At 68.2% G+C, this 26,565-nt stretch carries 22 protein-coding genes; 10 read left to right on the top strand and 12 right to left on the bottom strand.

What is annotated here, in order from left to right:
- The first annotated feature begins 103 nt into the window (after positions 1–103).
- A complete protein-coding gene (gene kdgD, locus DIE08_RS29035; RefSeq protein ID WP_059599108.1) occupies positions 104–1,018 on the top strand; it encodes a 5-dehydro-4-deoxyglucarate dehydratase in 915 nt (304 codons plus the stop codon).
- Positions 1,019–1,153: 135 nt separating this feature from the next.
- Here the strand turns inward: kdgD and DIE08_RS29030 are convergent, their stop codons facing one another.
- Together DIE08_RS29030 and DIE08_RS29025 are read right to left on the bottom strand one after the other, a co-directional pair.
- On the bottom strand, positions 1,154–1,705 hold the full coding sequence (locus tag DIE08_RS29030; RefSeq protein ID WP_124905015.1) for a hypothetical protein: 552 nt from the start codon (positions 1,703–1,705) through the stop codon (positions 1,154–1,156).
- Between the two features lie 192 nt (positions 1,706–1,897).
- A complete protein-coding gene (locus DIE08_RS29025) occupies positions 1,898–3,475 on the bottom strand; it encodes an aldehyde dehydrogenase (NADP(+)) (protein WP_124905013.1) in 1,578 nt (525 codons plus the stop codon).
- A 245-nt stretch (positions 3,476–3,720) separates the two neighbouring features.
- Here DIE08_RS29025 and DIE08_RS29020 point away from each other — a divergent pair, with 245 nt between their 5' ends.
- Entirely contained in the window at positions 3,721–5,118 is a 1,398-nt protein-coding gene (locus DIE08_RS29020) for an MFS transporter (RefSeq protein WP_124905011.1), read from the top strand.
- A gap of 65 nt (positions 5,119–5,183) precedes the next feature.
- On the opposite strand, the gene DIE08_RS29015 is transcribed toward DIE08_RS29020, so the two are convergent.
- Both DIE08_RS29015 and DIE08_RS29010 read right to left on the bottom strand, forming a co-directional pair.
- Positions 5,184–5,909 (bottom strand): site-2 protease family protein, encoded by a 726-nt coding sequence (locus tag DIE08_RS29015; RefSeq protein ID WP_059508586.1) that lies wholly within the window; start codon positions 5,907–5,909, stop codon positions 5,184–5,186.
- The gene (locus DIE08_RS29010; protein ID WP_124905009.1) at positions 5,906–6,868 is read right to left on the bottom strand and encodes a DUF2167 domain-containing protein; all 963 of its coding nucleotides are present in this window, start codon (positions 6,866–6,868) and stop codon (positions 5,906–5,908) included. The genes DIE08_RS29015 and DIE08_RS29010 overlap by 4 nt, the downstream gene beginning before the upstream one ends.
- A gap of 268 nt (positions 6,869–7,136) precedes the next feature.
- On the opposite strand from DIE08_RS29010, the gene DIE08_RS29005 reads away from it, so the two are divergent.
- Entirely contained in the window at positions 7,137–7,985 is an 849-nt protein-coding gene (locus tag DIE08_RS29005; RefSeq protein WP_124905007.1) for a helix-turn-helix domain-containing protein, read from the top strand.
- Between the two features lie 542 nt (positions 7,986–8,527).
- Positions 8,528–10,255 carry a YadA family autotransporter adhesin gene (locus DIE08_RS29000; RefSeq protein WP_124905005.1) on the top strand — a complete coding sequence of 576 codons (1,728 nt, stop codon included), beginning with the start codon at positions 8,528–8,530 and terminating at the stop codon, positions 10,253–10,255.
- 87 nt (positions 10,256–10,342) lie between these two features.
- Here the strand turns inward: DIE08_RS29000 and DIE08_RS28995 are convergent, their stop codons facing one another.
- The 6 genes from DIE08_RS28995 to DIE08_RS28970 are packed head-to-tail and all read right to left on the bottom strand — an operon-like array spanning position 10,343 to position 16,580.
- Positions 10,343–11,554: an acyl-CoA dehydrogenase family protein gene (locus tag DIE08_RS28995; protein ID WP_124905003.1), complete on the bottom strand. Its 1,212-nt coding sequence runs from the start codon at positions 11,552–11,554 to the stop codon at positions 10,343–10,345.
- A complete protein-coding gene (locus tag DIE08_RS28990; protein WP_124905001.1) occupies positions 11,551–12,408 on the bottom strand; it encodes a hypothetical protein in 858 nt (285 codons plus the stop codon). The genes DIE08_RS28995 and DIE08_RS28990 overlap by 4 nt, the downstream gene beginning before the upstream one ends.
- A gap of 54 nt (positions 12,409–12,462) precedes the next feature.
- On the bottom strand, positions 12,463–13,119 hold the full coding sequence (locus DIE08_RS28985; RefSeq protein WP_047902352.1) for a methionine ABC transporter permease: 657 nt from the start codon (positions 13,117–13,119) through the stop codon (positions 12,463–12,465).
- Positions 13,112–14,299, bottom strand: a complete 1,188-nt coding sequence (locus DIE08_RS28980; RefSeq protein WP_124904999.1) for a methionine ABC transporter ATP-binding protein — start codon at positions 14,297–14,299, stop codon at positions 13,112–13,114. Before DIE08_RS28980 ends, DIE08_RS28985 begins: the two co-directional genes overlap by 8 nt.
- A gap of 18 nt (positions 14,300–14,317) precedes the next feature.
- Positions 14,318–15,730 (bottom strand): LLM class flavin-dependent oxidoreductase, encoded by a 1,413-nt coding sequence (locus tag DIE08_RS28975; protein ID WP_124904997.1) that lies wholly within the window; start codon positions 15,728–15,730, stop codon positions 14,318–14,320.
- A gap of 10 nt (positions 15,731–15,740) precedes the next feature.
- Positions 15,741–16,580, bottom strand: coding sequence for a MetQ/NlpA family ABC transporter substrate-binding protein (locus tag DIE08_RS28970; RefSeq protein ID WP_124904995.1), 840 nt, complete (start codon positions 16,578–16,580; stop codon positions 15,741–15,743).
- Positions 16,581–17,002: 422 nt separating this feature from the next.
- On the opposite strand from DIE08_RS28970, the gene DIE08_RS28965 reads away from it, so the two are divergent.
- From DIE08_RS28965 to DIE08_RS28945, 5 genes are all read left to right on the top strand, one after another.
- Positions 17,003–18,367, top strand: coding sequence for a 2-hydroxycarboxylate transporter family protein (locus DIE08_RS28965; RefSeq protein WP_124624225.1), 1,365 nt, complete (start codon positions 17,003–17,005; stop codon positions 18,365–18,367).
- Positions 18,368–18,580: 213 nt separating this feature from the next.
- Positions 18,581–20,485, top strand: a complete 1,905-nt coding sequence (locus DIE08_RS28960; protein ID WP_124904993.1) for an ATP-binding protein — start codon at positions 18,581–18,583, stop codon at positions 20,483–20,485.
- Complete coding sequence (locus tag DIE08_RS28955; protein ID WP_124904991.1) at positions 20,475–21,836, top strand: sigma-54 dependent transcriptional regulator; 1,362 nt, start codon at positions 20,475–20,477, stop codon at positions 21,834–21,836. The genes DIE08_RS28960 and DIE08_RS28955 overlap by 11 nt, the downstream gene beginning before the upstream one ends.
- 25 nt (positions 21,837–21,861) lie before the next feature.
- A complete protein-coding gene (locus DIE08_RS28950) occupies positions 21,862–22,203 on the top strand; it encodes a DUF3579 domain-containing protein (RefSeq protein WP_059599091.1) in 342 nt (113 codons plus the stop codon).
- A 258-nt stretch (positions 22,204–22,461) separates the two neighbouring features.
- Positions 22,462–23,313, top strand: coding sequence for an alpha/beta fold hydrolase (locus tag DIE08_RS28945; RefSeq protein WP_059599090.1), 852 nt, complete (start codon positions 22,462–22,464; stop codon positions 23,311–23,313).
- A gap of 99 nt (positions 23,314–23,412) precedes the next feature.
- On the opposite strand, the gene DIE08_RS28940 is transcribed toward DIE08_RS28945, so the two are convergent.
- A complete protein-coding gene (locus tag DIE08_RS28940; protein WP_124904989.1) occupies positions 23,413–23,853 on the bottom strand; it encodes a PACE efflux transporter in 441 nt (146 codons plus the stop codon).
- Positions 23,854–23,951: 98 nt separating this feature from the next.
- On the opposite strand from DIE08_RS28940, the gene DIE08_RS28935 reads away from it, so the two are divergent.
- Complete coding sequence (locus DIE08_RS28935) at positions 23,952–24,842, top strand: LysR family transcriptional regulator (protein ID WP_124904987.1); 891 nt, start codon at positions 23,952–23,954, stop codon at positions 24,840–24,842.
- A gap of 184 nt (positions 24,843–25,026) precedes the next feature.
- On the opposite strand, the gene opcM is transcribed toward DIE08_RS28935, so the two are convergent.
- Positions 25,027–26,562 carry a multidrug efflux transporter outer membrane subunit OpcM gene (gene opcM, locus DIE08_RS28930; protein WP_124904985.1) on the bottom strand — a complete coding sequence of 512 codons (1,536 nt, stop codon included), beginning with the start codon at positions 26,560–26,562 and terminating at the stop codon, positions 25,027–25,029.
- Positions 26,563–26,565: the final 3 nt, after the last annotated feature.

Below are 26,565 nucleotides of genomic sequence, written 5' to 3'. Positions count from 1 at the left end.
CACCTTTTGCCTCGTTGTACGATGACATACAACGACATCGCCAATATGGCTCGGATGCCGTACCCGACGAACCCAGCACTCGCGCTAGACGGACGACCCAACCATGACTTCACCGCAAGAACTCAAACAGATCATCTCCCACGGCCTGCTGTCGTTTCCGCTGACGGACTTCGACGCGGACGGCAGCTTCCGCCCGACCACCTATGCCGAGCGTCTGGAATGGCTGGCACCGTATGGCGCGACCGCGCTGTTCGCGGCCGGCGGCACCGGTGAATTCTTCTCGCTCACGCAGCGCGAGTATTCGGACGTGATCCGCGTCGCGACGGAAACCTGCAAGGGCAAGGTGCCGATCCTGGCCGGCGCCGGCGGCGCGACGCGCGTCGCGATCGAATACGCGCAGGAAGCCGAGCGCCTCGGCGCGAGCGGCGTGCTGCTGATGCCGCACTACCTGACGGAAGCCAGCCAGGAAGGCATCGCCGAACACGTCGAGCAGGTGTGCCGCGCGCTGAAGATCGGCGTCGTGGTGTACAACCGCGCGAATTCGAAGCTGAACGCCGACATGCTCGAGCGCCTCGCCGATCGCTGCCCGAACCTGATCGGCTTCAAGGACGGCGTCGGCGAAATCGAGAGCATGGTCACGATCCGCCGCCGCCTCGGCGACCGCTTCGCGTATCTCGGCGGCCTGCCGACGGCCGAAGTCTACGCAGCCGCGTACAAGGCGCTCGGCGTGCCGGTGTACTCGTCGGCCGTGTTCAACTTCATCCCCAAGACGGCGATGGCGTTCTATGAAGCGATCGCGAAGGACGACCACGCAACGGTCGGCCGCCTGATCGACGAATTCTTCCTGCCGTACCTGCAGATCCGCAACCGTCGCGCGGGCTACGCGGTCAGCATCGTGAAGGCGGGCGCGAAGCTCGTCGGCCATGACGCTGGCCCGGTGCGCGCGCCGCTCGTCGACCTCACCGACGCCGAAATGGCCGAACTGGACGTGCTGATCAAGAAGATGGGCCCGCAGTAAGCGCGTACGGCCGGCGCGGCGTCTTCAATGGCACCGCGACCGGTTTGTTGCCCGTGTTGCATCGCGGCCGGCACCTGCCGGCCGCAGTCGTTTGCAGCGGCGGCCATGCCACGCATCCCGCCGCGATGCGCGCGGTCACATCTGCGCGATGACGCCGATGATCCGGTGACGCACGTTGCCGAGCTTGATCCGGGTCGCCTCGATCTGCCCTTGCGCGCCCGCACGCACGCGTGCGTTCGGCTCGTCACCGAGAATCTGCCCCAGCACGTCGCGATCGACGACCGCATCGAAGAACCGGCCGACCGTGATCGTTGCCGACTGCTTCGCGGTCAGAAGCGCGCTGTTGGCCTGCATCAGCGCTTCGGTGCGCAGGCCCTGGTCGTGTTCGTCGATGCCGCGGCGATGCTCGAGCGCGAACACCAGCGCTTCCATGTCCTGCCGGAAACGGCGCACGGCGAGACCGAACATGAGCGAATGCGCGTCGGAGCCGGTAACGGGCCGCCCCTGGTTGATGGTCACGTCGAATTCGCTGCCGCCCAGGTCGCGCTGGAATTCCAGCAACGCATTCGCGAGCACGCGCCCTTCGCTGTACTGGCCGATCCGGCTGCGCACCGAATGCGCGACGTCGCCGATCGCCTTCCACAATCCGGCGGCGAACAGGTGGTCGCCGCGCTTGCTGATGTTCATCGGATGGTTCCCGCTTGGAATGTTGTGGTCTCTCAGGCTCGCCTGCGGGCCGTGCGGCCCGAGGCCCCGCTACTGTAGGAGAAATTCCGGTGACGCGGAAGCCATCATGAAAAAAGCGGAGGCAGCCAGCCGGCCGCCCCCGCTTTCATTCCTTCAGCATGCGGCCCGGCTTCGCGCCGCGCCGCCGCACCGTCACTCCGCCTTCCCGTCCCGCAGCCGCGGAATGCCGAGCGGATTGCGTTCCTGCAACCCCTCCGGCAGCAGGTCGTCCGGGAAATCCTGATAGCACACGGGCCGCAGGAAACGCTCGATCGCGGTCGCGCCGACCGACGTGACGGCCGGGTTCGACGTCGCCGGGAACGGCCCGCCGTGCACCATCGCGTCGCACACTTCGACGCCGGTCGGATAGCCGTTGACGAGCAGGCGCCCGGCCTTGCGCTCGAGGATCGGCAGCAGGCGGCGCGCGAGCGACTTGTCGTCGGCGTCCATCTGAAGCGTGGCCGTCAGCTGGCCCTCGAGTGCGTCGAGCACGCGCGCGACTTCGTCGAGATCACGGCAGCGCACGATCAGCGATGCCGGCCCGAACACTTCGTGGCTGAACGCCGGCTCGGCCAGGAACGCCTGCGCGGCGACTTCGTACAGCGCGCCGCCTGCCTGGCATTCGGTCTGCGCCGCCTCGCCCGCGCCGATTTCGCGCACGCCCGGCAGTTCGGCCAGCTTGGCGCTGCCATTGCGATACGCGTCGGCGATGCCGCGCGTCAGCATCACGCCGGCAGGCTTCTTCGCGAGTGCATGCGCGGCGACGGACTCGAAGCGGTCGAGGTCGGGACCGTCGACCGCCAGCACGAGGCCCGGGTTCGTGCAGAACTGGCCGGTGCCGAGCGTCAGCGAATCGACGAAGCCGGTCGCGATCGCGTCGCCGCGGGCGGCCAGCGCGGCCGGGAACAGCACGACCGGGTTGATGCTGCTCATTTCCGCATAGACAGGAATCGGCTGCGGGCGCGCGTTCGCGAGCTGCACGAGCGCCATGCCGCCCTGCCGCGACCCGGTGAAGCCGACGGCCTGCACCGCCGGATGGCTGACGAGCGCCGCGCCGATCACACGGCCGGGGCCGATCAGCAACGAGAACACGCCGGCCGGCATCCCGCATTGCGCCACCGCGGCGCGAATTGCGCGGCCGACCAGCTCGGACGTGCCGAGGTGCGCCTCATGGGCCTTCACGATCACCGGGCAGCCGGCCGCGAGGGCCGACGCGGTATCGCCGCCGGCCACCGAGAACGCAAGCGGGAAGTTGCTCGCGCCGAACACCGCGACGGGCCCGAGGCCGACCTTCTGCAGCCGCAGGTCCGAACGCGGCAGCGGCGTGCGTGCGGGCTGCGCGGGATCGATCGACGCGGCGAGGAAGCGCCCGTCGCGCACGACGCGCGCGAACAGCCGGAGCTGGCCGACGGTGCGGCCGCGCTCGCCCTGCAGCCGCGCGACGGGCAGCCCCGTTTCGGCGTGTGCGCGCTCGATCAGCGCGTCGCCGAGCGCGACGATCTGGTCGGCGATCGCTTCGAGAAACGCCGCGCGGGCCGCGAGCGGCTGCGCGCGGTACGCATCGAAGGCGTCGCGTGCGAGTTCGCACGCGCGCTCGACGTCGGCCTGCGTCGCGACGCCGAAGGCCGGCGCATCGATCAGTGCGCCCCTCGTCGGGTCGAACGCGTGCAAGGTACCGGCCGAGCCGGCTACCGCTTCGGCGCCGATCAGCATCTCTCCAGTCAGTTGCATGGGGTGTGCTCCGTGTTTCGGGAATGATGGTTCATTGTAGCTCAACAGATACGATGTCTGCTGACAGCATTTCATAAATCGTGCCGCCCGTCGATCTTGCCACACCATGCATGAATCCCTTATTGATTCAGCTTTTGCCCACACTTTGACCAATTTGCGTGGTGCCTCAAGGGAAAACCCGAGGTTTCTGAGCCCGACCAACCCTCATAAACTTCCACCCATGTTATACGACGACGTACATTAAAGTGTCCAATCAAACCGCTCCTCGCGATCTTCCGATCGACCTTGCGCGCACCGCGCGCCGCACCGCCGTGCGCTACTGGATCCTGGCGATGCTGTTCGTCGTCACGACGCTCAACTATGCGGACCGCGCGACGCTGTCGATCACCGGCACGCCGATCCGCAAGGCTTTCGGCATCGATCCGGTGACGATGGGCTACATCTTCTCGGCGTTCAGCTGGGCGTACGTGCTCGCGCAATTGCCGAGCGGCTGGCTGCTCGACCGCTTCGGCGCGCGCCGCGTGTATGCGACCAGCATCTTCCTGTGGTCGGCGTTCACGCTGCTGCAAAGCACGATCGGCCTCGGCGGCAGCGCCGCGTTCGCGGTGACCGCGCTGTTCGTGATGCGCTTCGCGGTCGGCATCGCCGAGGCGCCCGCGTTTCCCGCGAACGCGAAGGTCGTCGCGAGCTGGTTCCCGACCGCCGAGCGCGGCACGGCGTCGGCGATCTTCAATGCCGCGCAGTATTTCGCGGCGGTGGTTTTCTCGCCGCTGATGGCGTGGCTCACGCATGCGTACGGCTGGCACCACGTGTACCTGTGGCTCGGCCTCGCCGGCATCGCGCTCGCGTTCCTGTGGCTGCGCGTGATGAAGGATCCGGTCGACCATCCGGCGGTGAACCGCGCAGAACTCGAGCACATCGAGCAAGGCGGCGGCCTCGTGCGCACCACGGACCGATCGACCGGGGCGCGCGGCGCCGGCGCGGGATCGGTATCCGGAGGCCGCCGCGTCGCGGGCTGGTACTACGTGCGCCAGCTGCTGTCGAACCGGATGCTGCTCGGCGTCTATCTCGGCCAGTACTGCGTGAACGTGCTCACGTATTTCTTCCTGACGTGGTTCCCCATCTACCTCGTACAGGCGCGCGGAATGTCGCTGCTGAAGGCCGGCTTCATGACGTCGCTGCCGGCGATCTGCGGGTTCCTCGGCGGCGTGCTCGGCGGGATGCTGTCGGACATGCTGATCCGCCGCGGCGTGTCGCTGACGCTCGCGCGCAAGATCCCGATCGTCGGCGGAATGCTGCTGTCGATGGTCATCATCGGCTGCAATTACGTCGACAGCGAAGCGCTGGTGATCGTGCTGATGGCCGTGTCGTTCTTCGGCAAGGGAATCGGTTCGCTCGGCTGGGCCGTCGTCGCGGACACCGCGCCGAAGGAAGCGATCGGCCTGTCGGGCAGCCTGTTCAACATGTTCGGCAACACGGCCGGCATCGTCGCGCCGATCGCGATCGGCTACCTGGTCGGCGCGAGCGGCTCGTTCAACGGCGCGCTCGTGTTCGTCGGGCTGAACGCGCTCGTCACGGTGCTCAGCTATCTCGTGATCGTGAAGGACATTACGCGCGTCGAGCTGCGTCATCGCGACGCGTGACCTTCGGCGGGAATGGCGGGAAAACGACGGCGGCCGCGCATGAGCGGCCGCCGTTCTTACATCGCTCAGGCTGCAGAATGGGCGACGCGCAGCATGTCATGCACGCCGGACGTCATCAGCGCGAGAAACGCGAGCAGGCCGACGTAGAAAAGCGCGTAGGTCGTCTTCGTCTCCACCGACGTCGTGTAGTACGCACGGTTCTCCGGCGCGTCGGGATCGTAGCGCCAGGCACGTTTCAACTGCGGCAGCGCGAGGATCGCCATCACGATCAGGAGCGGGCTCGGCCGATACGCGAACAGCGCGATCAGCACGGGCACGCCCGCGAACCAGATGCGCGGCGACAGCACCGCCGTGATGCGCCCGCCGTCGAACGGCGACAGCGGAATCATGTTGAACAGGTTCAGGAAGAAACCCGTATAGGCGAGCGCGAGCAGCAGATTGCTGTCGTAGTGCCGCGCGGCCGCGTAGCAGGCCAGCGCGCCGAGCGTGCCGACGAACGGCCCGGCCAGCCCGACGTACGCTTCGGTTTCGGCGTCGTGCGGCATCTCCTTCAGCTGGATCCACGCGCCGACGAACGGAATGAACGTCGGCAGCCCGACGTCGAGCCCGCGCCGCTGCGCGGCCACGTAGTGACCGGCTTCGTGGACCAGCAGCAGCGCGACGAAACCGGCCGCGAAGCGCCACCCGTAGAACAGCGCGTAGACCGCGATCGACGCCAGCATGGTGCCCGCCGACATGAGCACCTTGCCGAGCTTCAGGCCGCCGAAGATCAGCAGCAGCAGCTTCGTCATTCCTTGCGCTCCGTGCCGGACACGGCGGCTGCGTCGGTTGCATCGGCGACGACCGGCACGGCGGCCGGCTTCGGCTTGCGCCCGAAGAAGCGCTTCAGCGCCGCGCCGCCCGCCAGCATCGCGACCGCGCCGATCTTGAAGAACTTCACGGCGAACGCGCCGATCAGCGCGAGCAGCCCGAGCTTCTTCGCGCCGACGCCGACGATCAGCGCCGCGAGCCCGTACTCGGCGACGTGGTCGGTCGACTTGTTGAAATCGGCATAGCGCTTGCCGTCGTTGAAGCGGATGTTCGCGAGCAGGCCGTCGGCCGAGGCCTTGTACTTCGGCAGATCGGCGAGCGTCGACGCCATCGTCAGCGACAGGTAGCCGTCGCGGCCGAGCACGAGCGTCCGGTAGTTCACGCCGTCGCTCTCCGCGTTCGCGGCCGCGCCCTTGTCGCGGATGATCGCGGACCACACGAGCCGGTGCGTGGCGGCGTCGTACGCGGGCGCCTGCGCCCAGCCGACCACCTCGGTCTCGGGCAGCCCGCGCTCCTTGCGCGCCGGGTTGTTTTCCTCGGTGCCGGCCTGCAGGCTCTTCAGCAATTCGTCGGGTTTCCAGTCCTTCGCGTCGTCGTCGCGGATGTAGCCGCTCGGCTCGAAGGACACGACCGAGATCCAGTCGGCGTCCGGGTCCTCGGGCAGCACGAGGCCGACCAGCTTCGATTCGTCGATCGAGTTGCCCATCGAGCGCAGGTAGCGGCCGGCTTCGGCGGCCGGCACGAACGATTCGCCTTCCTTCAGCTTCAGCACGGCTTCGTGCTTGACGTCGATATCGGCCGGCCCGTTCACGACGGCCTTGTTGGCGGCCGCGGCGGCGGCCCTCATTTCGACCTGCGCGGCTTCGGTCTGCGCATGGCCGCTGGTTGCGGCGAGCGCGAGCATCGCCATGCAGGCGACGCGGACGGCGAGTTTTTTCATTGTTGGATTCCCCTGGAATGCCTTGTTGTGAATGTGCGCGGCATCCGGCCCGGGGCGTTGTGGTCGCGGGTCCGGTACCGCCTCTCAGGTGGCACGGGGGCTATGGTATCGCAGCGTCGGGGCCGCGCCGGGCACGAAATGCGGGGGCGGAAGGGCGCCGCGGGCGGCAGCGGGCGGAGTCGGCGATGCACACCCGATATACATCGATCCGGAATGCTTACGTCGCAGGTAATGTCCGGGGCGCGCGGGATTGCCTATCATCCTCGTCATGAACTCGACCGCGGCCCTTCAATCGCTCCCCCCGTCAGCCGGACGCGCGTCCGGCATCGGCTCGCTGCTGCGCACCTGGCGTCAACGCCGGCGCCTTAGCCAGATGGCCCTCGCGCTGGAGGCCGAGGTGTCCGCGCGGCACCTGAGCTTCGTCGAATCTGGGCGGGCACAGCCGAGCCGGGAGATGGTGCTGCATCTCGCCGAGCGCCTCGACGTGCCGCTGCGCGAGCGCAATGCGCTGCTCGTCGCGGCCGGCTATGCGCCGCTGTTTCGCGAGCGGCCCTTCTCCGATCCGCAGCTCGATGCGGCGCGCCACGCGGTCGAAGCCGTGCTGCGCGGCCACGAGCCCTACCCGGCACTCGCGGTGGATCGCCACTGGACGCTGCTCGCCGCGAACCGGATGCTCGGCGCGCTGGTCGCGCAGGCCGATCCGGCGCTTCTGCAGCCGCCCGTCAACGTGCTGCGCCTGAGCCTGCATCCTGACGGCCTCGCGCCGCAGATCGTCAACTGGCACGAATGGCGCGCGCATATCCTGCACCGGCTGCAACGGCAAATCGACGCGAGCGGCGACCGCACGCTGCACGCGCTGCGCGACGAGCTCGCCGCCTATCCGGCTCCGGCCGGCCAGCCCGACGATTCGCACGCGCGCACCGATTTCGCGGATATCGCCGTGCCGCTTCGGCTGCGCACGGCGAGCGGCGAGCTGACGTTCTTCAGCACGACGACGGTGTTCGGCACGCCGGTCGACGTGACGCTGTCGGAACTCGCGATCGAGGCATTTTTCCCGGCGAATCCGGAGACGGTGGATGCGATGCGGGCGCTGGCGGACGCGCTGCCGGCGAAGTAACGCCAGGACAACGCAGACCAGGCGGTTTCGACGCACGGATACCTGCGTCGAGTGGACGGCCTGCAAGCGAAGGTCGATGCCGCCTGTCGCGTGAGCAAATGCGTTCGGGCAGCGTCGCCCTCTCCTCGTCACCGGCCCGCCCGTGATCATCGGGCAACCGGCTGCTCGGCGCGGGGAATCCCTTGCCGTTTCCTCATGCACACCCCCGAACGAATGTCCGCCGAAACATAGCGTTCAGCGGCTGCGGCAAACATGTGCGCGACTCAAACCCATCAAAATGCGTCGTCGCGACCCGAGCTTCGGATTCGCGAAGTTTTTGACGTAGCCGTGACGACAGCAAGCAAGTAACCGCAATCCGTGCCCGGCTCCCGTCGCGTCGAGACCGACGAATGTTCAATTTTGTTAGTAGACCTTTCATTTTTACAGATCGAAAAATCGATGCCTGTCACGAAAGAGACACGAACGAATCGATGCGACCGGGATATCGCGAGCGGAGCCATGCAAACCGCAACACGATTTTTACATCGAGCTCAGGAAAACAAATGAACAAGCATCAACGAGGGTTGGGAAATTCCGTACAACGCGCACCGCGCAAGTCGAAGGTCGCGCTTGCCGTCACGGTCAGCGCAGCCATGGCCGCATTCACCGTTTCCGCGCCCGCGCGAGCCGACTATGTGCAGAACGGCACGTCGACCGAAACGTCGGCGGGCTGCGTCGGCAACATCGCCATTTCGGGCAGCAGCACGTATCCGGCCGCGGCAACCGGCTGCGACAACATCGCGATCGGCACGGCGGCCGTCGCGAATTCGGGCTCGTCGACCGGCGCCTATAGCGAGACCGTCGCGATCGGCCGCATGGCGGCCGCGACCGGGACGTTCGCGACGGCCGTCGGCGGAAACGCCGTGGCAACCGGGGACCAGGCGACGGCGATCGGGACGGCTTCGGGCGCGGTTGGCACCCAGGCCACGGCGGTCGGTAACGGCGCGATCGCGAACGGCGCCACGGCGTCCGCCTTCGGTCAGGGCGCATTCGCCGTCGACCAGTCGACAGCGGTCGGCCAAAGCGCGAGCGCCACCACGACGTTCTCGACCGCCATCGGCAAGGGCAGCATTGCAGCGGGCGGTACGGCCCTCGGCTTCCAGGCAAATGCCGGCGCGGCCGATGCGGTCGCGCTCGGTGTCGACAGCTCGGCATCCGCGACGGGCAGCGTCGCCATTGCCCGTGCGACGGCCTCCGCCGTGAACGCGGTCGCCATCGGCGAAGGGGCGAACGCCGCCGACGCGAATTCCGTCGCACTGGGCTCGAATGCGACGACGCGCGCCTATACGACCGTCAACAGCGTGGCGCTCAACGGCGTGACCTACAGCGGCTTCGCGGGCACGCCGGTGGGCGTGGTCAGCGTCGGCAGCGCGGGCGCCGAGCGTCAGATCGTCAACGTCGCGGCCGGAGCAATCAGCGCGACCAGCACGGATGCGGTGAACGGCTCGCAGCTCTTCTCGATCGCCAATCAGGTGTCGACGCTGACGACGGACCTGGCCAATCTCACGACGACCGTCGGCAAGATCTCGTCCAGCGTCCCGAGCGGCACGGTGACGGACCCGACGGACACCGCGATCGGCCCGAATACGTCGGTCACCGCGGCGAACGGCACCGCGGTCGGCAACGGCTCGAACGTCTCAGGCGACAACGGTACTGCTGTCGGCGTCAATTCCACGGTCACCGCAACGAACGGAACGGCCATTGGCACGAATTCGAAGGTCACGGCGGCAAACGGAACGGCAATCGGCACGGGCTCGAATGTGTCCGGCACGGACTCGACCGCCATCGGCACGAACAGCCGGGCCACGGCGAACAACGCGGTGGCGCTGGGCGCGAATTCGGTTGCCGATCGGGACAACACGGTGTCGATCGGTTCGCCCGGTGCCGAGCGTCAGTTGACCAACGTGGCGGACGGCACCGCGCCGACGGATGGCGTGAACGTGCGCCAGTTGAACGGGGCGATCAACTCGGTGCGCGAGGAAATGTCGAAGTACCGCAAGGACGCGAACGCGGGCACGGCGAGCGCGATCGCGATGGCGAACCTGCCGCAAGCCGTGCTGCCTGGCGAGAAGGTCGTCGCGCTCGGCGGCGGCACGTACGGCGGTCAAAGCGCCATGGCGGTCGGCTTGTCCGTTGCGACGACGAAATGGCTCGTCAAAGGCTCGGTCACGACGGCGGTATCGGGTCACGGCTCGTTCGGCGCCGGCGCGGGCGTCGGCTACCGCTGGTAATCGGGCTGCGGCAGCGACGCGTCAGGACACTGTTCCTGACGCCGGGCGGTCAGCCATCGGCGCCACGGCGCAGATGGCTGACCGTCGTCACGTATACAGCGACGCCTGCGGCAATTCCCCCGTCAACGCGAACCGGCCGACGTCGCGCAGCCGGTAGTCGAGCGGATCGTGCAGCGTATGCGTGCGCGCGTTGCGCCAGAAGCGGTCGAGGCCGAGCGACGCGGCCGTCGCGCGCGCGCCGCACGCATCGAACAGCGCCTCGCCGTTGTCGAGCGCCGCGCGCTGCGCGACGATCTTCGCTTCCGACACCGCGAGCGCCGCTTCGGCACGTTCGTCGGCCGTCAGCGCGTCGCGCCGCGTCCATGCGCGCTGCAACGCGACAGCCGCGCGATCGGCCAGCGACGCCGCCGCAACCGCCTGCACGCGCATGTTGCCGAAGCGCTGCAGCGTATAGGGATCGTCGCCCGCCTGCGCGACGCCCGAGTTGATCCACGGCCGGCCGTGCGCCAGCACGTACTCGCGCGCCTCGGCCAGCGCGCCTTCCGCAAGCCCGACGAACAGGTTCGTCAATACGAGCTGCGACACCAGCGTGCGCAGCGTCGCGCGCGGCGTCGGCGGCGTCTCGGACCGGTGCAGCACGTCGTCCGGCGCGAGCGTCACGCCGTCGAAGCGCACGCTGCCGCTGTCGGTCTGGCGCTGGCCGACCGGATCCCAGTCCTCGTTGACGGTGATCCCGTCGCGATCGGTCGGCACGACGCCGAACACGGTGCGGCCCGTTTCCGGATCGTGCGCGGAGACGGTCATCCGCTGCGAGCCGCGCGTGCCCGAGCAGAATCCCTTCACGCCGTCGAGCCGGTAGCCGCCGTCCGGCGTCGCGGTCGCCACCAGCCGCGTGTCGAGCGGGTTCACCGCATTGCCCCACCACCAGCGATGCTCGACCGTGCCGCGCAGAAAGCGTTCGCGCTGCGCCGCACTGCCCCACACGTCGACGCTCACCACCTGCAGGATCTGGAACCCGACCAGATGCGCGAGCGCGCTGTCGACGCGCGCGATCCGCCGGATCGTGTCGTAGATCGCGGGCCACTCGGCTTCCTGTCCGCCGAATTCGCGCGGCACCGCGAGCGTCAGCAGGCCTGCGTCGGCGAGCCGCTGCTTCTCGTCGGCCGCATGACCGCCAGCGCGGTCGCGCGCGACGGCCGTCGCACGCAGCGCGTCGATCGCACGCGCCAGCGCATCGGCGTTGATCGCGCGTGCGTCGGCGTCCGGCGCCAGCTTCGCCAGGTTGCCAGGATCGTTCATGCGACGGCTTCCCGTGCAAGCGATGCGTGCGCAACGGCGTCGTTCGACAGCGGCACCAGCGCGCCGAGTCGGCGGCCGGTCAGCCGCGACAGGATCTCGCGCCGCCAGTCGTCATAGATCGCGCGGTATTCGGCGATATCGGCACCGAACACGTGCGCGGTATGCGCGTATTCGTCGTGCAGATAACCGTCGAGCCGTGCCTGCGTTTCCTCGTCGGCCGCGATCACGCGATCGATCAGCACCTCGCGCTCGGCGGCCGGCAGCGTCTTCAACCTGTCGAACCACCACTGGACGATCTGCACGCGATGCCACTCCTCGTCCGGGCGAATCCGATTTTCGCCATGCTCGCGCATCGCGCCATCCGCGATGCGGCCGGTCTTGCGCTGGATCCACAGCTTCGCGAGGATGTGCAGTTCGTAATGCCATTCGAACGCGAGAAAGCCCGCGACGTCGCGCACCGCGATATCGCCGATGCGTTCCCAGTGCGCGGCGACGAGCCGCTCGACTTCCGGCAGCGGATCGCGGCCGGTCAGTTCGGTTACGCGTTCGCGACCAATCACGGCGTGCGCGCCGTCGTCGCCGAGCTGACGCGACAGGATCAGCTGAAAGTGCGGGTCGTCGCGGAACAGCGTGTCGATCGCCTTCGCGACGACCTGAACGATGAACAGGTCGTGCGACGCCATCTTCGTGTAGTAGTCGGCGACGGCGCCCAGTTCGTCTTCATCGCGCGGCTCGCGCGGCGGTGTCGCCAGCTTGTCCGGGAAGCCGGGACGATGACGTCGCGCGACGTCCAGAAATAGCGCTTCCTCGAATTGTCCGTTCCATTCGCGCGGCGCGCCGGTGGGTAAGGTCATGGGTATCGTTCTCTCAGGGTCTTCAATGAAAAGAGCCGGCGCTCGTGGCGCCGCTCAGGTACGCCGGGTCACGCGTCGGACCAGGCGGTCGCCCGTGATTTGCACGGCCGAAACGAGTGCGATCAGGATCACGATCACTGTCACCATGACGGTGGTGTCGAAGCGCTGATAGCCATAGCGGATCGCGAGATCGCCGAGCCCGCCCGCGCCGACGGCGCCCGCCATCGCGGTCGAGCCGATCAGCGCGACGACGGTGATCGTGAAGCCGCCGAGCATGCCGGGCAGCGCCTCCGGCAGCAGCACGTGCCACACGATGTGACGGCGTTTCGCGCCCATCGCGAGCGCGGCCTCGATCAGCCCGCGATCGACTTCGCGCAGGCTCACCTCGGCAATCCGCGCGAAGAACGGAATCGCGGCGATCGACAGCGGCACGACGGCCGCCCACACGCCGATGGTCGTGCCGATCAGCACGCGCGTGAACGGCAGCAGCGCGACGAGCAGGATGATGAACGGCGTCGAGCGGAACACGTTGACGAGCGCGCCGAGCACCGCGTTCACGCCGCGCCGCGCGTAGATGCCGCCGGGCGCGGTCGTCACCAGGATCACCGCGAGCGGGATGCCGATCAGCGCGGCGATCGCGGCCGACGCCGCGACCATCGACAGCGTGTCACGGATCGCGTCGAGCAGTTCGGGCCACCAGAGTTCAAACATAGCCGAGCACCTCCGCGTGGTTCGCGTGGCGGCGCGCGCGTTCGAGCAGTGCCGCGACCGCGCCGCCGCGAGCCGACGACTGGCCGGCTTCATCCGCGCGCGGTGTGGCCGCGATCACGAGACGCCCCTGCGCATGCCCCTGGATCCGGTCGATCCCGCCGTGCAGGAAGCGCACGGAGCCGCCGAGCGCCGCCGCGAGCGCACCGACGTCCGGCTCGCCGCCGCTCTCGCCCGTATAGCGGACGTCGAGCAACACCTGCGCGCCGTCGGGCAGCGCGGCCTGCTCGGGCAACGGCCGCACGCGCGCGGCCAGGTCGGCCGGCAGGTCGTGCACGATCGTGCTGAGCAGCGCACGGGTCGCGCCGTGGCGCGGATCGCCGAACACGCGCCACACGGGGCCCGTTTCGACGACCTCACCCTGTTCGATCACCGCGACCGTGTCGCACACCGCGCGGATCACTTCCATCTCGTGCGTGATCAGCACGATCGTCAGCCCGAGGCGGCGGTTGATGTCGGCAAGCAGCGCGAGGATCGACTGCGTCGTCTCCGGATCGAGCGCCGACGTCGCCTCGTCGCACAGCAGCACCTCGGGATCGTGCACGAGCGAACGGGCAATGCCAACGCGCTGCTTCTGCCCGCCCGACAGGCTGGCAGGATATGCGTCGCGCTTCGCGGTCAACCCGACGAGTTCGAGCAGCGCCTCGACCTTGCGCACGCGCTCGGCCTTCGGCACGCCGGCGATCTTCAGCGGCAGCGCGACGTTCTCGAACACCGTCTTCGCGGACAGCAGGTTGAAATGCTGGAACACCATGCCGGTGCGACGCCGCAGCGCGACGAGCCCGTCCTCGTCGAGCGCGCCGACATCGACGCCCTGCACGCACACGCGGCCCGAACTCGGCCGTTCGAGGCCGTTCATGAGCCGCAGCAACGTCGACTTGCCTGCACCGCTGCGGCCGATGATCCCGAACACCTCGCCGCGCCGCACGTCGAGCGTCACGTCGCGCAGCGCGGCGGCCTGGCCGCGCGGCGTCGCGAACACCTTGCCGACGTGCGCGAGCGACACGGCGACTCCGTCAGCACGTCCGGCCGCTTCGTCAAGCGCCCCATGTGCGTGCGCGCCTGCGCCGGCCCGCACGGCCGAAGCCTCGATGAAACCCAGCGTATCGAACAATTGCGTCATCGCTTCGCTCCGTCACGTTCAGGCATGCGCGGGATGCGCGGGTTCGGGCACGGCGGCCGGCCGATGCTGCGCGCCGGTGTGCCACGCCGGCAGGCGCGCACCCGCGCCGAACAGCTTCTCGCGCAGCGTCGGGGCGGGATCGTAGTCTTCCTTGTAGATGCCGCGGTTCTGCAGTTCCGGCACGACCCAGTCGACGAAATCCTCGAACGACTCGGGCATCACGGTGCGCGTCAAATTGAAACCGTCGATGCCCGTCTCGTCGATCCACGACTGCAGTTCATCCGCGACCTGCGATGGCGAACCGACGATCGGCGCATAGCGACCGCCCAGCGACATCTGTTCGAGCATCCGGCGCACGGTCCACGTGCCGGTCGTGCTCTTGCGCGAGATCGCGTCGACGGCCGACTGGATCGAGTCGGTCTTCACGTACGAGATCGGCTCGTCGAGGCCGTACTTCGCGAAGTCGATGCCGGTCGAGCTCGCGAAATGCGCAAGGCCGGCTTCCGGGCTCGCGTAGCGTCGGTATTCGTCGAATTTCTCGCGCGCGAGAAGTTCGGTCTCGGCCGTGACGACGCTCACGCCGGCGAAGATCCTGATCGACGCCGGGTCGCGGCCCTGCCGTGCGGCAGCCGCGCGAATGTCGAGCGCGGCCGCGCGCGCGGCGGCCTTGCTCTGCCCGTTCACGAACACGCATTCCGCATGTCGCCCCGCGAACTCGACGCCGCGCGCGGACGAGCCGGCCTGGTACAGCACCGGCGTGCGCTGCAGCGACGGCTCGCTCAGGTGAATCGCGTCAACCGAATAGAACGGCCCGTCGTGCTTCACGCGCCGCACCTTTCCCGGCTGCGCGAACACGCGCGCGTGCGCATCGCGGATCACCGCGTCGTCGTCCCAGCTCTGTTCCCACAGCTTGTAGACGACCTCCATGTAATCGTCCGCGCGCTCGTAGCGGTCGTCGTGGCCGATCTGCTGCGCGAGGCCCATCCCGCGCGCGGCGCTGTCGAGATAGCCGGTCACGATGTTCCAGCCGACACGCCCCTTCGTCAGGTGGTCGAGCGTCGACATGCGGCGCGCGAACAGGTAAGGCGGCTCATAGGTCAGGTTCGCGGTCACGCCGAAGCCGAGATGTTGCGTGACCTGCGCCATCGCGGGCACGAGCAGCAGCGGATCGTTGACGGGCACCTGCACGGATTCGCGCAGCGCGGCGTCCGGGCCGCCGCCGAACACGTCGTATACGCCGACGATGTCCGCGAGAAAGATCCCGTCGAACTTGCCGCGTTCGAGCGTCCTCGCGAGGTCGGCCCAGTAGTCGAGATCTGTGTAGTGCGCGGAGCGGTCGCGCGGATGCGTCCAGAGCCCGTGGTTGATGTGCCCGACGCAGTTCATGTTGAACGCGTTGAGCAGGATCTTCTTGCGGTTCGCCGTCGTCATGTCGCCCCCGTCACCACGCGATCGCGTACAGCGAGCCGAATGCGTTGTCGAGCGCCCGGCGCACCGCCGGCGAGTGCTGGTAGATCGCGATGAACTTGCGGATGCGCGCGTCGTTCGCGCTCTCCGGCCGCACGACCCACTGGATCGCGAAGTTCTTGTTCTCGGTGCCGTCGAACAGCAGCGCGCTGTTCGGGTCGGTCGTGCCGGCGAGCTTGATGAAGCTCGGGTAGCCCTGCGCGAGGTCGACGTCGTCGAGCGAGCGCGCGAGCTGCGACGCTTCCAGCGGGATGATCTTCAGGTGCTTCGGGTTGGACACGATGTCGTGCGTCGTCGCGCGGTAGTCGGCGCCCGGCTTCAGCGTGATGAGGCCCGCGCGCTGAAGCAGCAACAGCCCGCGCCCGCCGTTCACCGGATCGTTCGCGATCGCGACGCGCGCGCCGTCCTTCAGCTCGTCGAAGCGCTTCACCTTCTTCGAATAGAGGCCGATCTTCATGATCGTGCCGGGCGCGATCGAGATGAAGTTGTAGCCGCCTTGCTTCTTCGCGTTCTCGAGAAACGGGATGTGCTGGAAGTAGTTGACGTCGATGTCCTTGTTCGCGAGCGCCGCGTTCGGCGTATTCCAGTCGGTGAATTCGACGATCTTCACGTCGAGGCCCTGCTCCTTCGCCTCCTTGGCGGCAATCTTCAGCGCCTCGATCTGCGGGCTCGTCGAGATGCCGACCTTCAGCGGCGCGGTGTCGGCGCGCGCGCCGTTCAGCAGCGCGACACCGAGCAGCGCGGCCGCCAGCAGGCGGACCAGGCTGGCCACGCGGCCGGCGGAAAAGCGGGCGGAAAAAACGGGATGCAGCATGGAAACCACTCTCCTGTCCAAAGACGGTATCGACGGATGAGCGGCGCCGCGGCGAACGCGCGGGCGTTCTCCGGACAGTCGTCGTCGCATCGGAAAAAGATCAGCCGATGATAGAGAGCGGCGGGAGGGCGGTCTACGAAGCGATTGTGCGAAGAAAATCGCGTGCGGCGATATGGCGGGCGGCGGACATGGCCGGCTGCCCGGGCCGCCGCCAGGCCGAAATTTCGGCCTGCCCGCCGCGCCGATTCCGAAATCTCGGCCATCCCGCTTGGCAAACCCTTTCCGCAGACGAAACAAATCCCTTATGAATCAATGCATTGAAAATATTCCGGCAGGCCGGAATCCTGGCACGGGGGTTGCGTAATAGACGGCACACGATGCCGCGAAGCGATGCAGGCATTCCAAACATCAGGAGACACGTCTTGCAGACCTCTATCCATACCCCGTCCCAACCCGAGCCGATTGCCGCAGCCGGTCCCGCCACGCGCGAGCGCTTCTGGCCGGAAGGCTGGTGGAAGCTGATGGAAATCCGTATCGGCATCATCCCGCTGCCGGTCTACGTGATCCTGTTCGGGCTGATCGTCGGCTTCGCGGTGACGGGCAAGGTGCCCGGCGAGATCTCGATGGCGATCGCCGTGCTCGCGTTCTTCGGCTTCACCTGCGCGGAACTCGGCAAGCGCCTGCCGCTCTTGCGCAACATCGGCGCGGCCGCGATCTTCGCGACCTTCGTGCCGTCGGCGCTCACCTACTACCACGTGCTGCCGAAGCCGGTGCTGAACCTCACCGTCGAGTTCACGAAGTCGACGAACTTCCTGTACCTGTTCATCGCGTCGATCATCGTCGGCAGCATCCTGAGCATGGACCGGCGCGTGCTGATCCAGGGCTTCGTGAAGATCTTCATTCCGCTCGCCGCCGGTTCGGTCGCGGCCGCGATCGTCGGCACGGCGGTCGGCACCGCGCTCGGCCTCGGCGCGCGCCACACGCTCCTGTACATCGTCGTGCCGATCATGGCCGGCGGCGTCGGCGAAGGCGCGATTCCGCTGTCGATCGGCTATTCGGAATTGATGCACCTGCCGCAGGGCGAGATGTTCGCGATGGTGCTGCCGCCGGTGATGCTCGGCAGCCTGACCGCGATCATCCTGTCGGGCGCGCTCGACATGCTCGGCAAGCGCCTGCCGCACCTGACCGGCAACGGCCGCCTGCAAGTCGGCGAATCGGGCGACATGACGCCCGAGAACGAGGAAATCCGCGGCCACGTCGACGTCACGCACATCGCGGGCGCCGGCATCACGGCGATCACGCTGTACCTCGTCGGCCTGATGGCGCACAAGCTGTTCGGCCTGCCCGCGCCGGTCGCGATGCTGTTCCTCGCGGTGCTGGTGAAGCTCGCGCGCGCGGTGTCGCCGCCGCTGCAGGAAGGCGCATTCGTCGTCTACAAGTTCTTCTCGACCGCCGTCACGTATCCGCTGCTGTTCGCGATCGGCGTCGCGATGACGCCGTGGGACAAGCTGACCGCCGCCTTCACGATCGTCAACGTCGTCACGATCGTGTCGACCGTCGCGACGCTGATGGGCACGGGTTTCGTGGTCGGCCGCCTGCTGAAGATGTACCCTATCGACACCGCAATCGTGAACGCCTGCCACAGCGGGCAAGGCGGCACCGGCGACGTCGCGATCCTGACCGCCGCGAACCGGATGCAGCTGATGCCGTTCGCGCAGATCGCGACGCGCATCGGCGGCGCGATCGTCGTCACGGTGACGCTGATCCTGGTCGCGCACTTCGGATGACGCGCCGCTGCGCGCACCGTCGCGCAGGCTGCTTCGCACGCGCCGCCGCCGGCCTTGCCGGTGCGCGGCGCGCGTCGTTCGGGGCGTCGCTCCGGGCGGCCGGTCGCGGACGGCCGGTTGCGGACGGCCGGTTGCGGACGGCCGGTTGCGGACGGCCGGTTGCGGACGGCCGGTTGCGGACGACCGGTCGCGGACGACCGGTTGCGGGCTTCGATGAGGGCGAACGTGCAGAAGAGCTTCAAGGGAATCCCGTGGTGGGGCTGGGCGTCGGCCGCCGTGCTGTATGTCGGCGTGGCGGGCGCGGCCGTCGATTTCGCGTGGGAACGCGCGATCGACGCGCTCGAGGAAACCGGCGCGCATCGGCTCGACCTGTATGCATCGAGCCTGAAGAGCGAACTCGGCCGCTTCGAGATCCTGCCCGGCCTGGTCGCCCGTCAGGACGGCGTGCGCGCGCTGCTGCGGGCCGCGCCGCGAGACCGGCCCGCGCTCACGCACACCGTGAACACGTATCTCGAAGCCGTGAACCGCGACGCGGGCAGCGGTGCCGTCGACGTGATCGACTTGCAGGGCGAAGTGATCGCCGCCAGCAACTGGAACGAGACGATCAGCTTCGTCGGTACCAACGTGTCGTACCGGCCGTACTTCAAGGATGCCCTGGCACACGGCAGCGGCCGCTTCTTCGGAATCGGCACCAACACCGGCGTGCCCGGCGTCTACTTCGCGAGCGCGGTGCGCGACGACGGCGTGCCGATCGGCGCGACGGCCGTGAAGATCAGCGTCGACCCGCTCGAGTCCGCGTGGCGCGCGCCGGGCGTCGCCGCGATGGTGGTCGACGGCAACGGCGTGGTCGTGATCTCGACCGAGCCGGCGTGGAAGTTCACCGCGCTGCGTCCGATCACCGCGCAGCAGCAGCGCGACATCCAGGCGTCGCGGCAATACGCGGGGCGCACGGTCGACGTGCTGCCGTACCGCCACATCGGCGACCGCAGCGCCGCCGCCTGGTTCGGCACGTTCCCCGATCCGCGTCACACCGGCCGCAGCACACGCTATCTCGTGATGTCGCGGCCCGCGCCGCAGGCCGGCGATTCGCTGATGGTGCTGCTCGACATCGCCGGCGCGCGGCGCCAGCAGCAGACCGCGTTCGTGTTCGTCACCGGCGCGTTCCTGATCGCCGCGCTGCTGGTCGGCTACGCGATCCAGCGCCGCCGGGCGATCGTCGCGCGGTTGAACGCGCAGGACGCGCTGCGCCGCGCGAACGACCAGCTCGAACTGACCGTCGCGCAGCGCACGGCCGCGCTGACGGCCGCGAACGAGCGGATGCAGCGCGAGATCGTGGAACGCGAACGCACCGAGCAGCGGCTGCGCGATTCGCAGCAGGAAGTCGTGCACGCCGGCAAGCTCGCGGTGCTCGGGCAGATGGCCGCCGGCCTCACGCACGAGCTGAACCAGCCGCTCGTCGCGATCCGCACGCTGTGCGACAACGCGCGCACGTTCTTCGAGCGCGGCCAGCCGGCACCGGCGTACGCCAATCTCGAACGGGTTGGCAAGCTGGTCGACAGCATGGCCGTGCTCACCGGCGAGCTGAAGACCTTCGCGCGCAAGCCCGACGTCGAGCGTGTCGCCGTGTCGCTGAACGAAGCCGTCGCGCACGCGCGGCTCATCTACGATGCGCGGATCCGCGACGAAGGCGTGCAGCTCGAGGTGAACATCGCGCCTGGCACGACGGTGTCCGCGGAGTCGAGCCAGTTGCAGCAGGTGATCGTGAACCTGCTCGGCAACGCGCTCGACGCGGTGCATGACGCGCCCGTGCGGCGCATCGTGATCGAAGCCGCCAAAGCCGACGATGCGGACGATGCGGACGAAGGCGGCCGCGTGCGCTTCACGGTCGCCGACAGCGGCGCCGGCATCGCGCCCGAGGTGCTGCCGCACCTGTTTGAGCCGTTCGTCACCACCAAGCCGCGCGGCCAGGGCCTCGGCCTCGGCCTCGCGATCACGTCGCGCATCGTCGAGGCGTTCGGCGCGAAGATCGCCGCGACGAACCGCGACGGCGGCGGCGCGCAGTTCACCATCGAATTCGCGGCGGTCACGCCGCAACAAAGGACAGAGCATGGAAGATGAGATTCGCGTGCTGGTCGTCGAGGACGATGAAAACGTCCGGATCGGCGTCGAGCAGGCCGTCGCGCTCGCCGGGTTCCCGGTCGACGCATTCGCGTCGGCGGCCGACGCACTCGCGCACGTCGCGCCCGGCGCACCCGTCGTGATCGTGTCGGACGTGCGGATGCCGGGCATCGACGGGCTGCAGCTGCTCGAACGCGTGATGGCCGTCGATACGCAGATTCCGGTCGTGCTGATCAGCGGCCACGCCGACATTTCGACGGCCGTCGGCGCGATGCAGGACGGCGCATACGACTTCATCGAGAAGCCGTTCTCGTCGGACGTGATCGCCGGCCGCGTCGCGCGCGCGGTCGAGAAGCGCAGGCTCACGCTCGAGGTGCAGGGGCTGCGCGCGGCGCTCAACAACTGGCAGGGCATCGAGGCGTTCGTGCTCGGCAAGTCGCCCGCGATGGCCGACGTGCGCAAGAAGATCCTGCGCCTCGCCGATACGTCGGTTTCGGTGCTGATCACCGGCGAGACAGGCACCGGCAAGGAGCTGATCGCGCGCAGCCTGCACGACTTCGGCGGCCGGCGCGATGCGCATTTCGTTGCGCTGAATTGCGGCGGCCTGCCCGAGCAGGTGTTCGAGAGCGAGCTGTTCGGCCACGAGGCCGGCGCGTTCACCGGCGCGATCAAGAAGCGCATCGGCAAGATCGAATGGGCGCACGGCGGCACGCTGTTCCTCGACGAGATCGAGACGATGCCGATTCCGCTGCAGATCAAGATGCTGCGCGTGCTGCAGGAGCGCGTGGTCGAGCGGCTCGGCGCGAACGAACTGATTCCGGTCGATTGCCGCGTCGTCGCCGCGTCGAAGGCCGATCTCGCCGAACTCGCGGCCGACGGGCGCTTCCGCGCGGACTTGCTGTATCGGCTCAACGTCGCGCAGATCGAGCTGCCGCCGCTGCGCGAGCGGCGCGAGGACGTGCCGCTGCTGTTCGAGCATTTCGTGCTCGCGGCCGCGCGGCGCTTCGGGCAGCCGGCGCCGGTCGTCACCGCTGCGCAGGTGTCCGAACTGATGACGCACGGGTGGCCCGGCAACGTGCGAGAACTGCAGAACGTGGCCGATCGCTTCGTGCTCGGGCTGACCGGCGACAGCCTGCTGTCGTCCGGCGGCGAACCGGCGGCAGGCGGCACGCTTGCCGAGCAGATGGCGTATTTCGAGCGGATGCTGATCGAGGACGCGCTGCAGCGTCACCACGGCAACGTGGCGGACGCAAGCGTCGCGCTCGGCATGCCGAAGAAGACGCTTTATCACAAGCTGCGCAACCTGCGGATTCCCGCGCGCGGCGACGCGGCTGCCGACGGCGGCGAGTGACGCGAACGAGGATATGCACACCGGCATGGATCGCATCGACATCACCGAACACGGCCGCCTCATTGGCCAAACCCGCGGCCACCTGATCCGCGGCGTCACGCGCGCGCAGAAGACCTTCCGCCCGAGCGACTGGCCCGAACGGCTCGCGGGCGTCATCACGCTGTTCGTCGGCGAGCGGCGGCCCGGCTATCCCTGCGCGCTGTCGCGGCTCGCGATGCCGATCGTCGACGGCGGCGTCAAATGCCTGTTCGTGTCGGACGAATTGCGCGACGTATGCGCCGACGCGTTCGACTTCGCGATGCAGTTCGCCGCCGACAACGATCTTCCCGTCGAGCTTCAGACCGCGCCCGCGCTGGCGGTGCGGTAATGCGCGGGCCGCATTCGGCGGCCCTTCCCCCGCTTTTTCCCGTTCCGATGCACGCGTGCGCAGGCGTCGGCATGTGCTTTCAGCCGCGCAACCAATCGTCATACGATTGAAAGGTCCGACACATCCCCAAGCTGCGACAAGGGTTTTCAGCCCTGCCATCAATAAAATTGATCGTGACGATGAAAATTATGCGTTTTCCTTGCAGCTTGCCGTGAGGCATAGTTGCGACGTGATGACGCACCCATTGAGTTTTCAGTCATGAACATGCGAATCGAGCCGTCGGTGCTCGCGAACCCCGACCTGCAATTTGCGACGCTTTCGTCGGGCATCAGCCTGCCGTATGTCGAGCGGGGGAGCGGCGCGCCGATGGTGTTCGTGCACGGATCGTTGTGCGACTACCGTTACTGGGATCCGCAACTCGCGTCGCTGTCGGCCCACTACCGCTGCATCGCGCCGAGCCTCAGCCACTACTGGCCGGCCGTCGAAGCGGGCATCCAGGATGACTTCAGCTGGCAGAACCACGTCGACGAGCTCGCCGAATTCATCGACGCACTCGACCTCGGCCCCGTGCATCTCGTCGGCCACTCGCGAGGCGGCAGCGTCGCGTTCAACGTCGCCCGCCAGCATCCGCAGCTCGTCGACACACTCACGCTCGCCGATCCGGGCGGCCCGCTGCAGCAGCCGGGCGTGCGCGAAGCCGCGCTGCCGGCCGCCGCGATCGCACTGCGCACGAAGGCCGTGAACCTGATCGGGCAAGGCGAAGTCGAAGCCGGCCTCGAGATGTTCGTCGATTCGGTCAGCCTGCCCGGCGCATGGAAGAAGAGCACGTCGCGCTTTCGCACGATGGCGATCGACAACGCGAGCACGCTGCCGAAGCAGCTTCAGGATCCGCTGCCCGCGTATTCGCAGCACACGGCGTCGGACATCGCGTGCCGCACGCTGCTGATCGACGGCCAGCGCAGCCCGAAGATGTTCCGCAACAACGTCGACACGCTGTCGCAGTGGATCGGCGCTGCGCAACGGCAGACCGTCGCCGGTGCGTCGCACGGGATGAACGCGGCGAGCCCCGCGGTGTTCAACCGTTACGTGCACGAGTTCGTCGCCGCGTAACGCTCGTGGGCGGCATGCGCGCCGCCCGCGGCTCCCCTTTCTCATTCGAAGCGATGCGATGCGGACTGCCTGCATCGCATCGCTTCGTCCGCCTCGGCGTCACATGATCGGTTCGGGCTTGCGCGTCACCGCATCAGGCAACCCGAACACGCTGTCGAACGACCAGTTGTACGCGAACGTGAAGATCGGGAAGAACACGATCAGCACCGCGTCGTACAGGAACGCCTGCAGCAGCGACACGTCGAGCCACCACGCGATCAGCGGGATCAGGAACGTCACCAGCGCGACCTGAAAACCGATCGCATGCACGACGCGCCGCGCGACGGTGCGCGTCGTTTCCGCACGCCGCCGCTCCCACGCCTCGAATCCCAGGTTGTACAGAAAATTGACGATGACGCCCGTCGTCGAGATCATCACGCCGAGCAGGCCGCTCGTCGTCGCGCTCGCGCCGCTCAGCATGCCGAGCACCGACGACGCGACGAGGATGCCGAGCACCTCGAACATCACGACGTAGACTATGCGTCTCTTCCATCCTTGCATGACCCACCACCTTCCTGTCGAACGAGGTGGCGAGACTACAGCGGGCACTTCGCCCGCAAAAGTCAGGTCCTTTCAATTTTTCTGACAGGAGGCCGCCGATGCTGACCAGCGACCATATCGACATGCTGCTGACGGTCATCGACAAGGGCTCGTTCTCGGCGGCCGCGCGCGCGCTCGGCCGCACACCGTCGGCGGTCAGCATGGCGATCGCGAACCTCGAGGCCGAGCTGGACCTCGTGCTGTTCGACCGCGGCACGCGCGAGCCGACGCCGACGGCCGCGATGGCCGCGCTGCTGCCCGATGCGCGGTCGATCGCCGAACGGTTGCAGGCATTGCGCGCGCATGCGCAGCATCTGTCGGAAGGCGTCGAGGACACGCTGCGGCTCGGCCTCGCGGCGGAGCTCGACGGCGCGCCCGTTGCGCGCGCACTGACCGCCGTCGCCGCGAAATATCCGGCGCTCGCGATCAGCATCGTCACCGCGCCGCAGGACGCGATCGTCGACGCATTGCATCGCGGCGCGGTCGATCTCTGCGTCGCGTACGGCGGGCTCGATCTTCATCCGCAGGAACAGATCCACGCGCTGTGGACCGAAACGCTGATCGCCGTCGCCGCGCCCGGTCATCCGACGATCGCCGAAGCCGCGCATCCCGGGGCGATCGAGCGGCTGTCGGGGTTCCGGCAGATCGTGATCGCGGACCCGGAACGTCCGCTCACCGACGTGCGCCCCGTGATCGGCAACCGCACGTGGAAGGTGACGGACATGGCCACCGCGATCGCGCTCGTGAAAGCTGGGCACGGCTGGGCGAACCTGCCCGACTCGGTGATCGGCCGGTATGTCGCCGACGGCGAACTGGCGCCGCTCGTGTTCGCGAACATCCGCAACGGGCTGCGGCTGCCCGTGTACCTGCGCCGGCCGAAGCACACGGGGCTCGGCAAGGCGGCCAGCGAACTGGTGCGGGCGTTGCGGGCTGAAGACAGTCGCAGCTGAACGGTGCGGCGAATCATCGCCGCGCCGAGGGTCAACGCGCGGCGGCTCGACCGTTAGTTGCAGTCAACGTATCGCCGTTGCCCCGTTGATCGACCGATCCGCGTCGCCACGGATCGTTTTTTTCGATCGTCGACCAAACACCGGTTTCGGTGACGCATGGCGAACCGCCACGCGCACCGACGCCTCAACGCACGGCGACTTCCTGCTTGGCCGTCGCCGCATCGCCGACCGCCGTCGGCGCCGCGCCCCACCCGCCGCCGAGCGCGCGGATCAGGTTGACGGTCGACACGGCCTGCGCACCGGTCAGCTGGTTCGCCTGCAATTGCGACTGCAGCACCGACCGCTCGCTGTCGATCACGTCGAGATACGCGACCTCGCCTTCCTGATACTGCGTACGCGACAGTGTCGCCGCACGACGCGACGCATTGACGGCCGCATCCTGCGCACGAATCTGGTCGTCGAGCAGACGCAGATCGGCGAGATTGTCCTCGACCTCGCGGAACGCGACGAGCACCTGCTGCCGGTAGTTCGCGACCTGCTCGTCATACTGCGCGCGCGCCTGCTGCACGCCGGCCGCACGGCGCCCGCCGTCGAACAGCGGCAGCGTCAGCGCGGTGCCGGCGAACGGCCCGAGCAGGAACGTGCGGCTCGACCACAGGAACAGGTTGCCGAGCGTCGACGCTTCATAGCCGAACGCGCCCGTGATATCGAGCTTCGGGAAATACGCCGATTTCGCGAGGCCGATCCGCGCGTTCGCGGCCGCCATCGCGCGTTCCGCAGCCGACACGTCCGGGCGGCGTTCGAGCAGCGCGGACGGCAGGCCCGCGGGGACCTTCACCGCGACCGGCACGATCGGCGTCTCCTTGAACGCGAAGTCCGCAGGCGCCTTGCCGAGCAGGATCGCAAGCGCATGCTCGGACGCCGCGCGCCGGCGCGCGACGCCGACCGCATCGGCCTGCGCGCTCGCCAGTTCGTTCTTCGCGCGCGACACGTCGAGCTCGCTGATGTCGCCTTCGTTGAAGCGGCGCTGCACGAGCTTCAACGCCTGGTCGCGCAGTTCGACCGTGCGGCGGTACAGGTCCTGATCCGCGTCGAGCTGGCGCAGTTCGAAGTAGTTCTGCGCGACGTCCGCCTGCAGCGCGAGCTGCACCGAACGGAACAGCGCTTCGCTCTGCGCCTGGTCGGCACGCGACGCCTCGACGTTGCGGCTCACGCGGCCGAACAGGTCGGCCTCGTACGACACCGTGCCCTGCGCGCGCCACAGCGTCGCGTTGGCCGGGCCCGTGCCCTGCGGCTGGAACTGCGACGCCGACGACAGCCCTTCCCGCGTCGGCCCGAACCCGGCGCCGACCTGCGGGAACCACTGCGAGCGCGCGGTGCGGGTCGCCGCGCGCGCTTCCTCGACTCGCGCCGCCGCGGCCTTCAGGTTCTGGTTCGCGGCGAGCGCCTGCGACTCGAGCGAGTCGAGCACCGGATCGCCGAACACCTTCCACCATTCGCCGCGATGCTCGCCGTCCGCCGGTTCGGCGGTCTTCCACGTGCCGGCCTGTTCGCCGGCCGCGAGCGTCGGCGCTTCCTTGAACGCCGCGGGCGTCGACACGTCCGGGCGCTTGTAGTCGGGCCCCACCGCGCACGCGGCGAGCAGCGTCGCGAGCAGGGTGCTCGCGGCCGCCACCTTCGCGAAGCGCATCAGGCCATTCGTGTTGTGCATGTTGTCCATCTT

The organism is Burkholderia sp. Bp9004, from assembly GCF_003858025.1.
Classification (GTDB): Bacteria; Pseudomonadota; Gammaproteobacteria; order Burkholderiales; family Burkholderiaceae; genus Burkholderia; species Burkholderia diffusa.
Note: the sequence above shows the minus strand (reverse complement) of the source record. Positions and strands in the feature narration are given on the sequence as shown.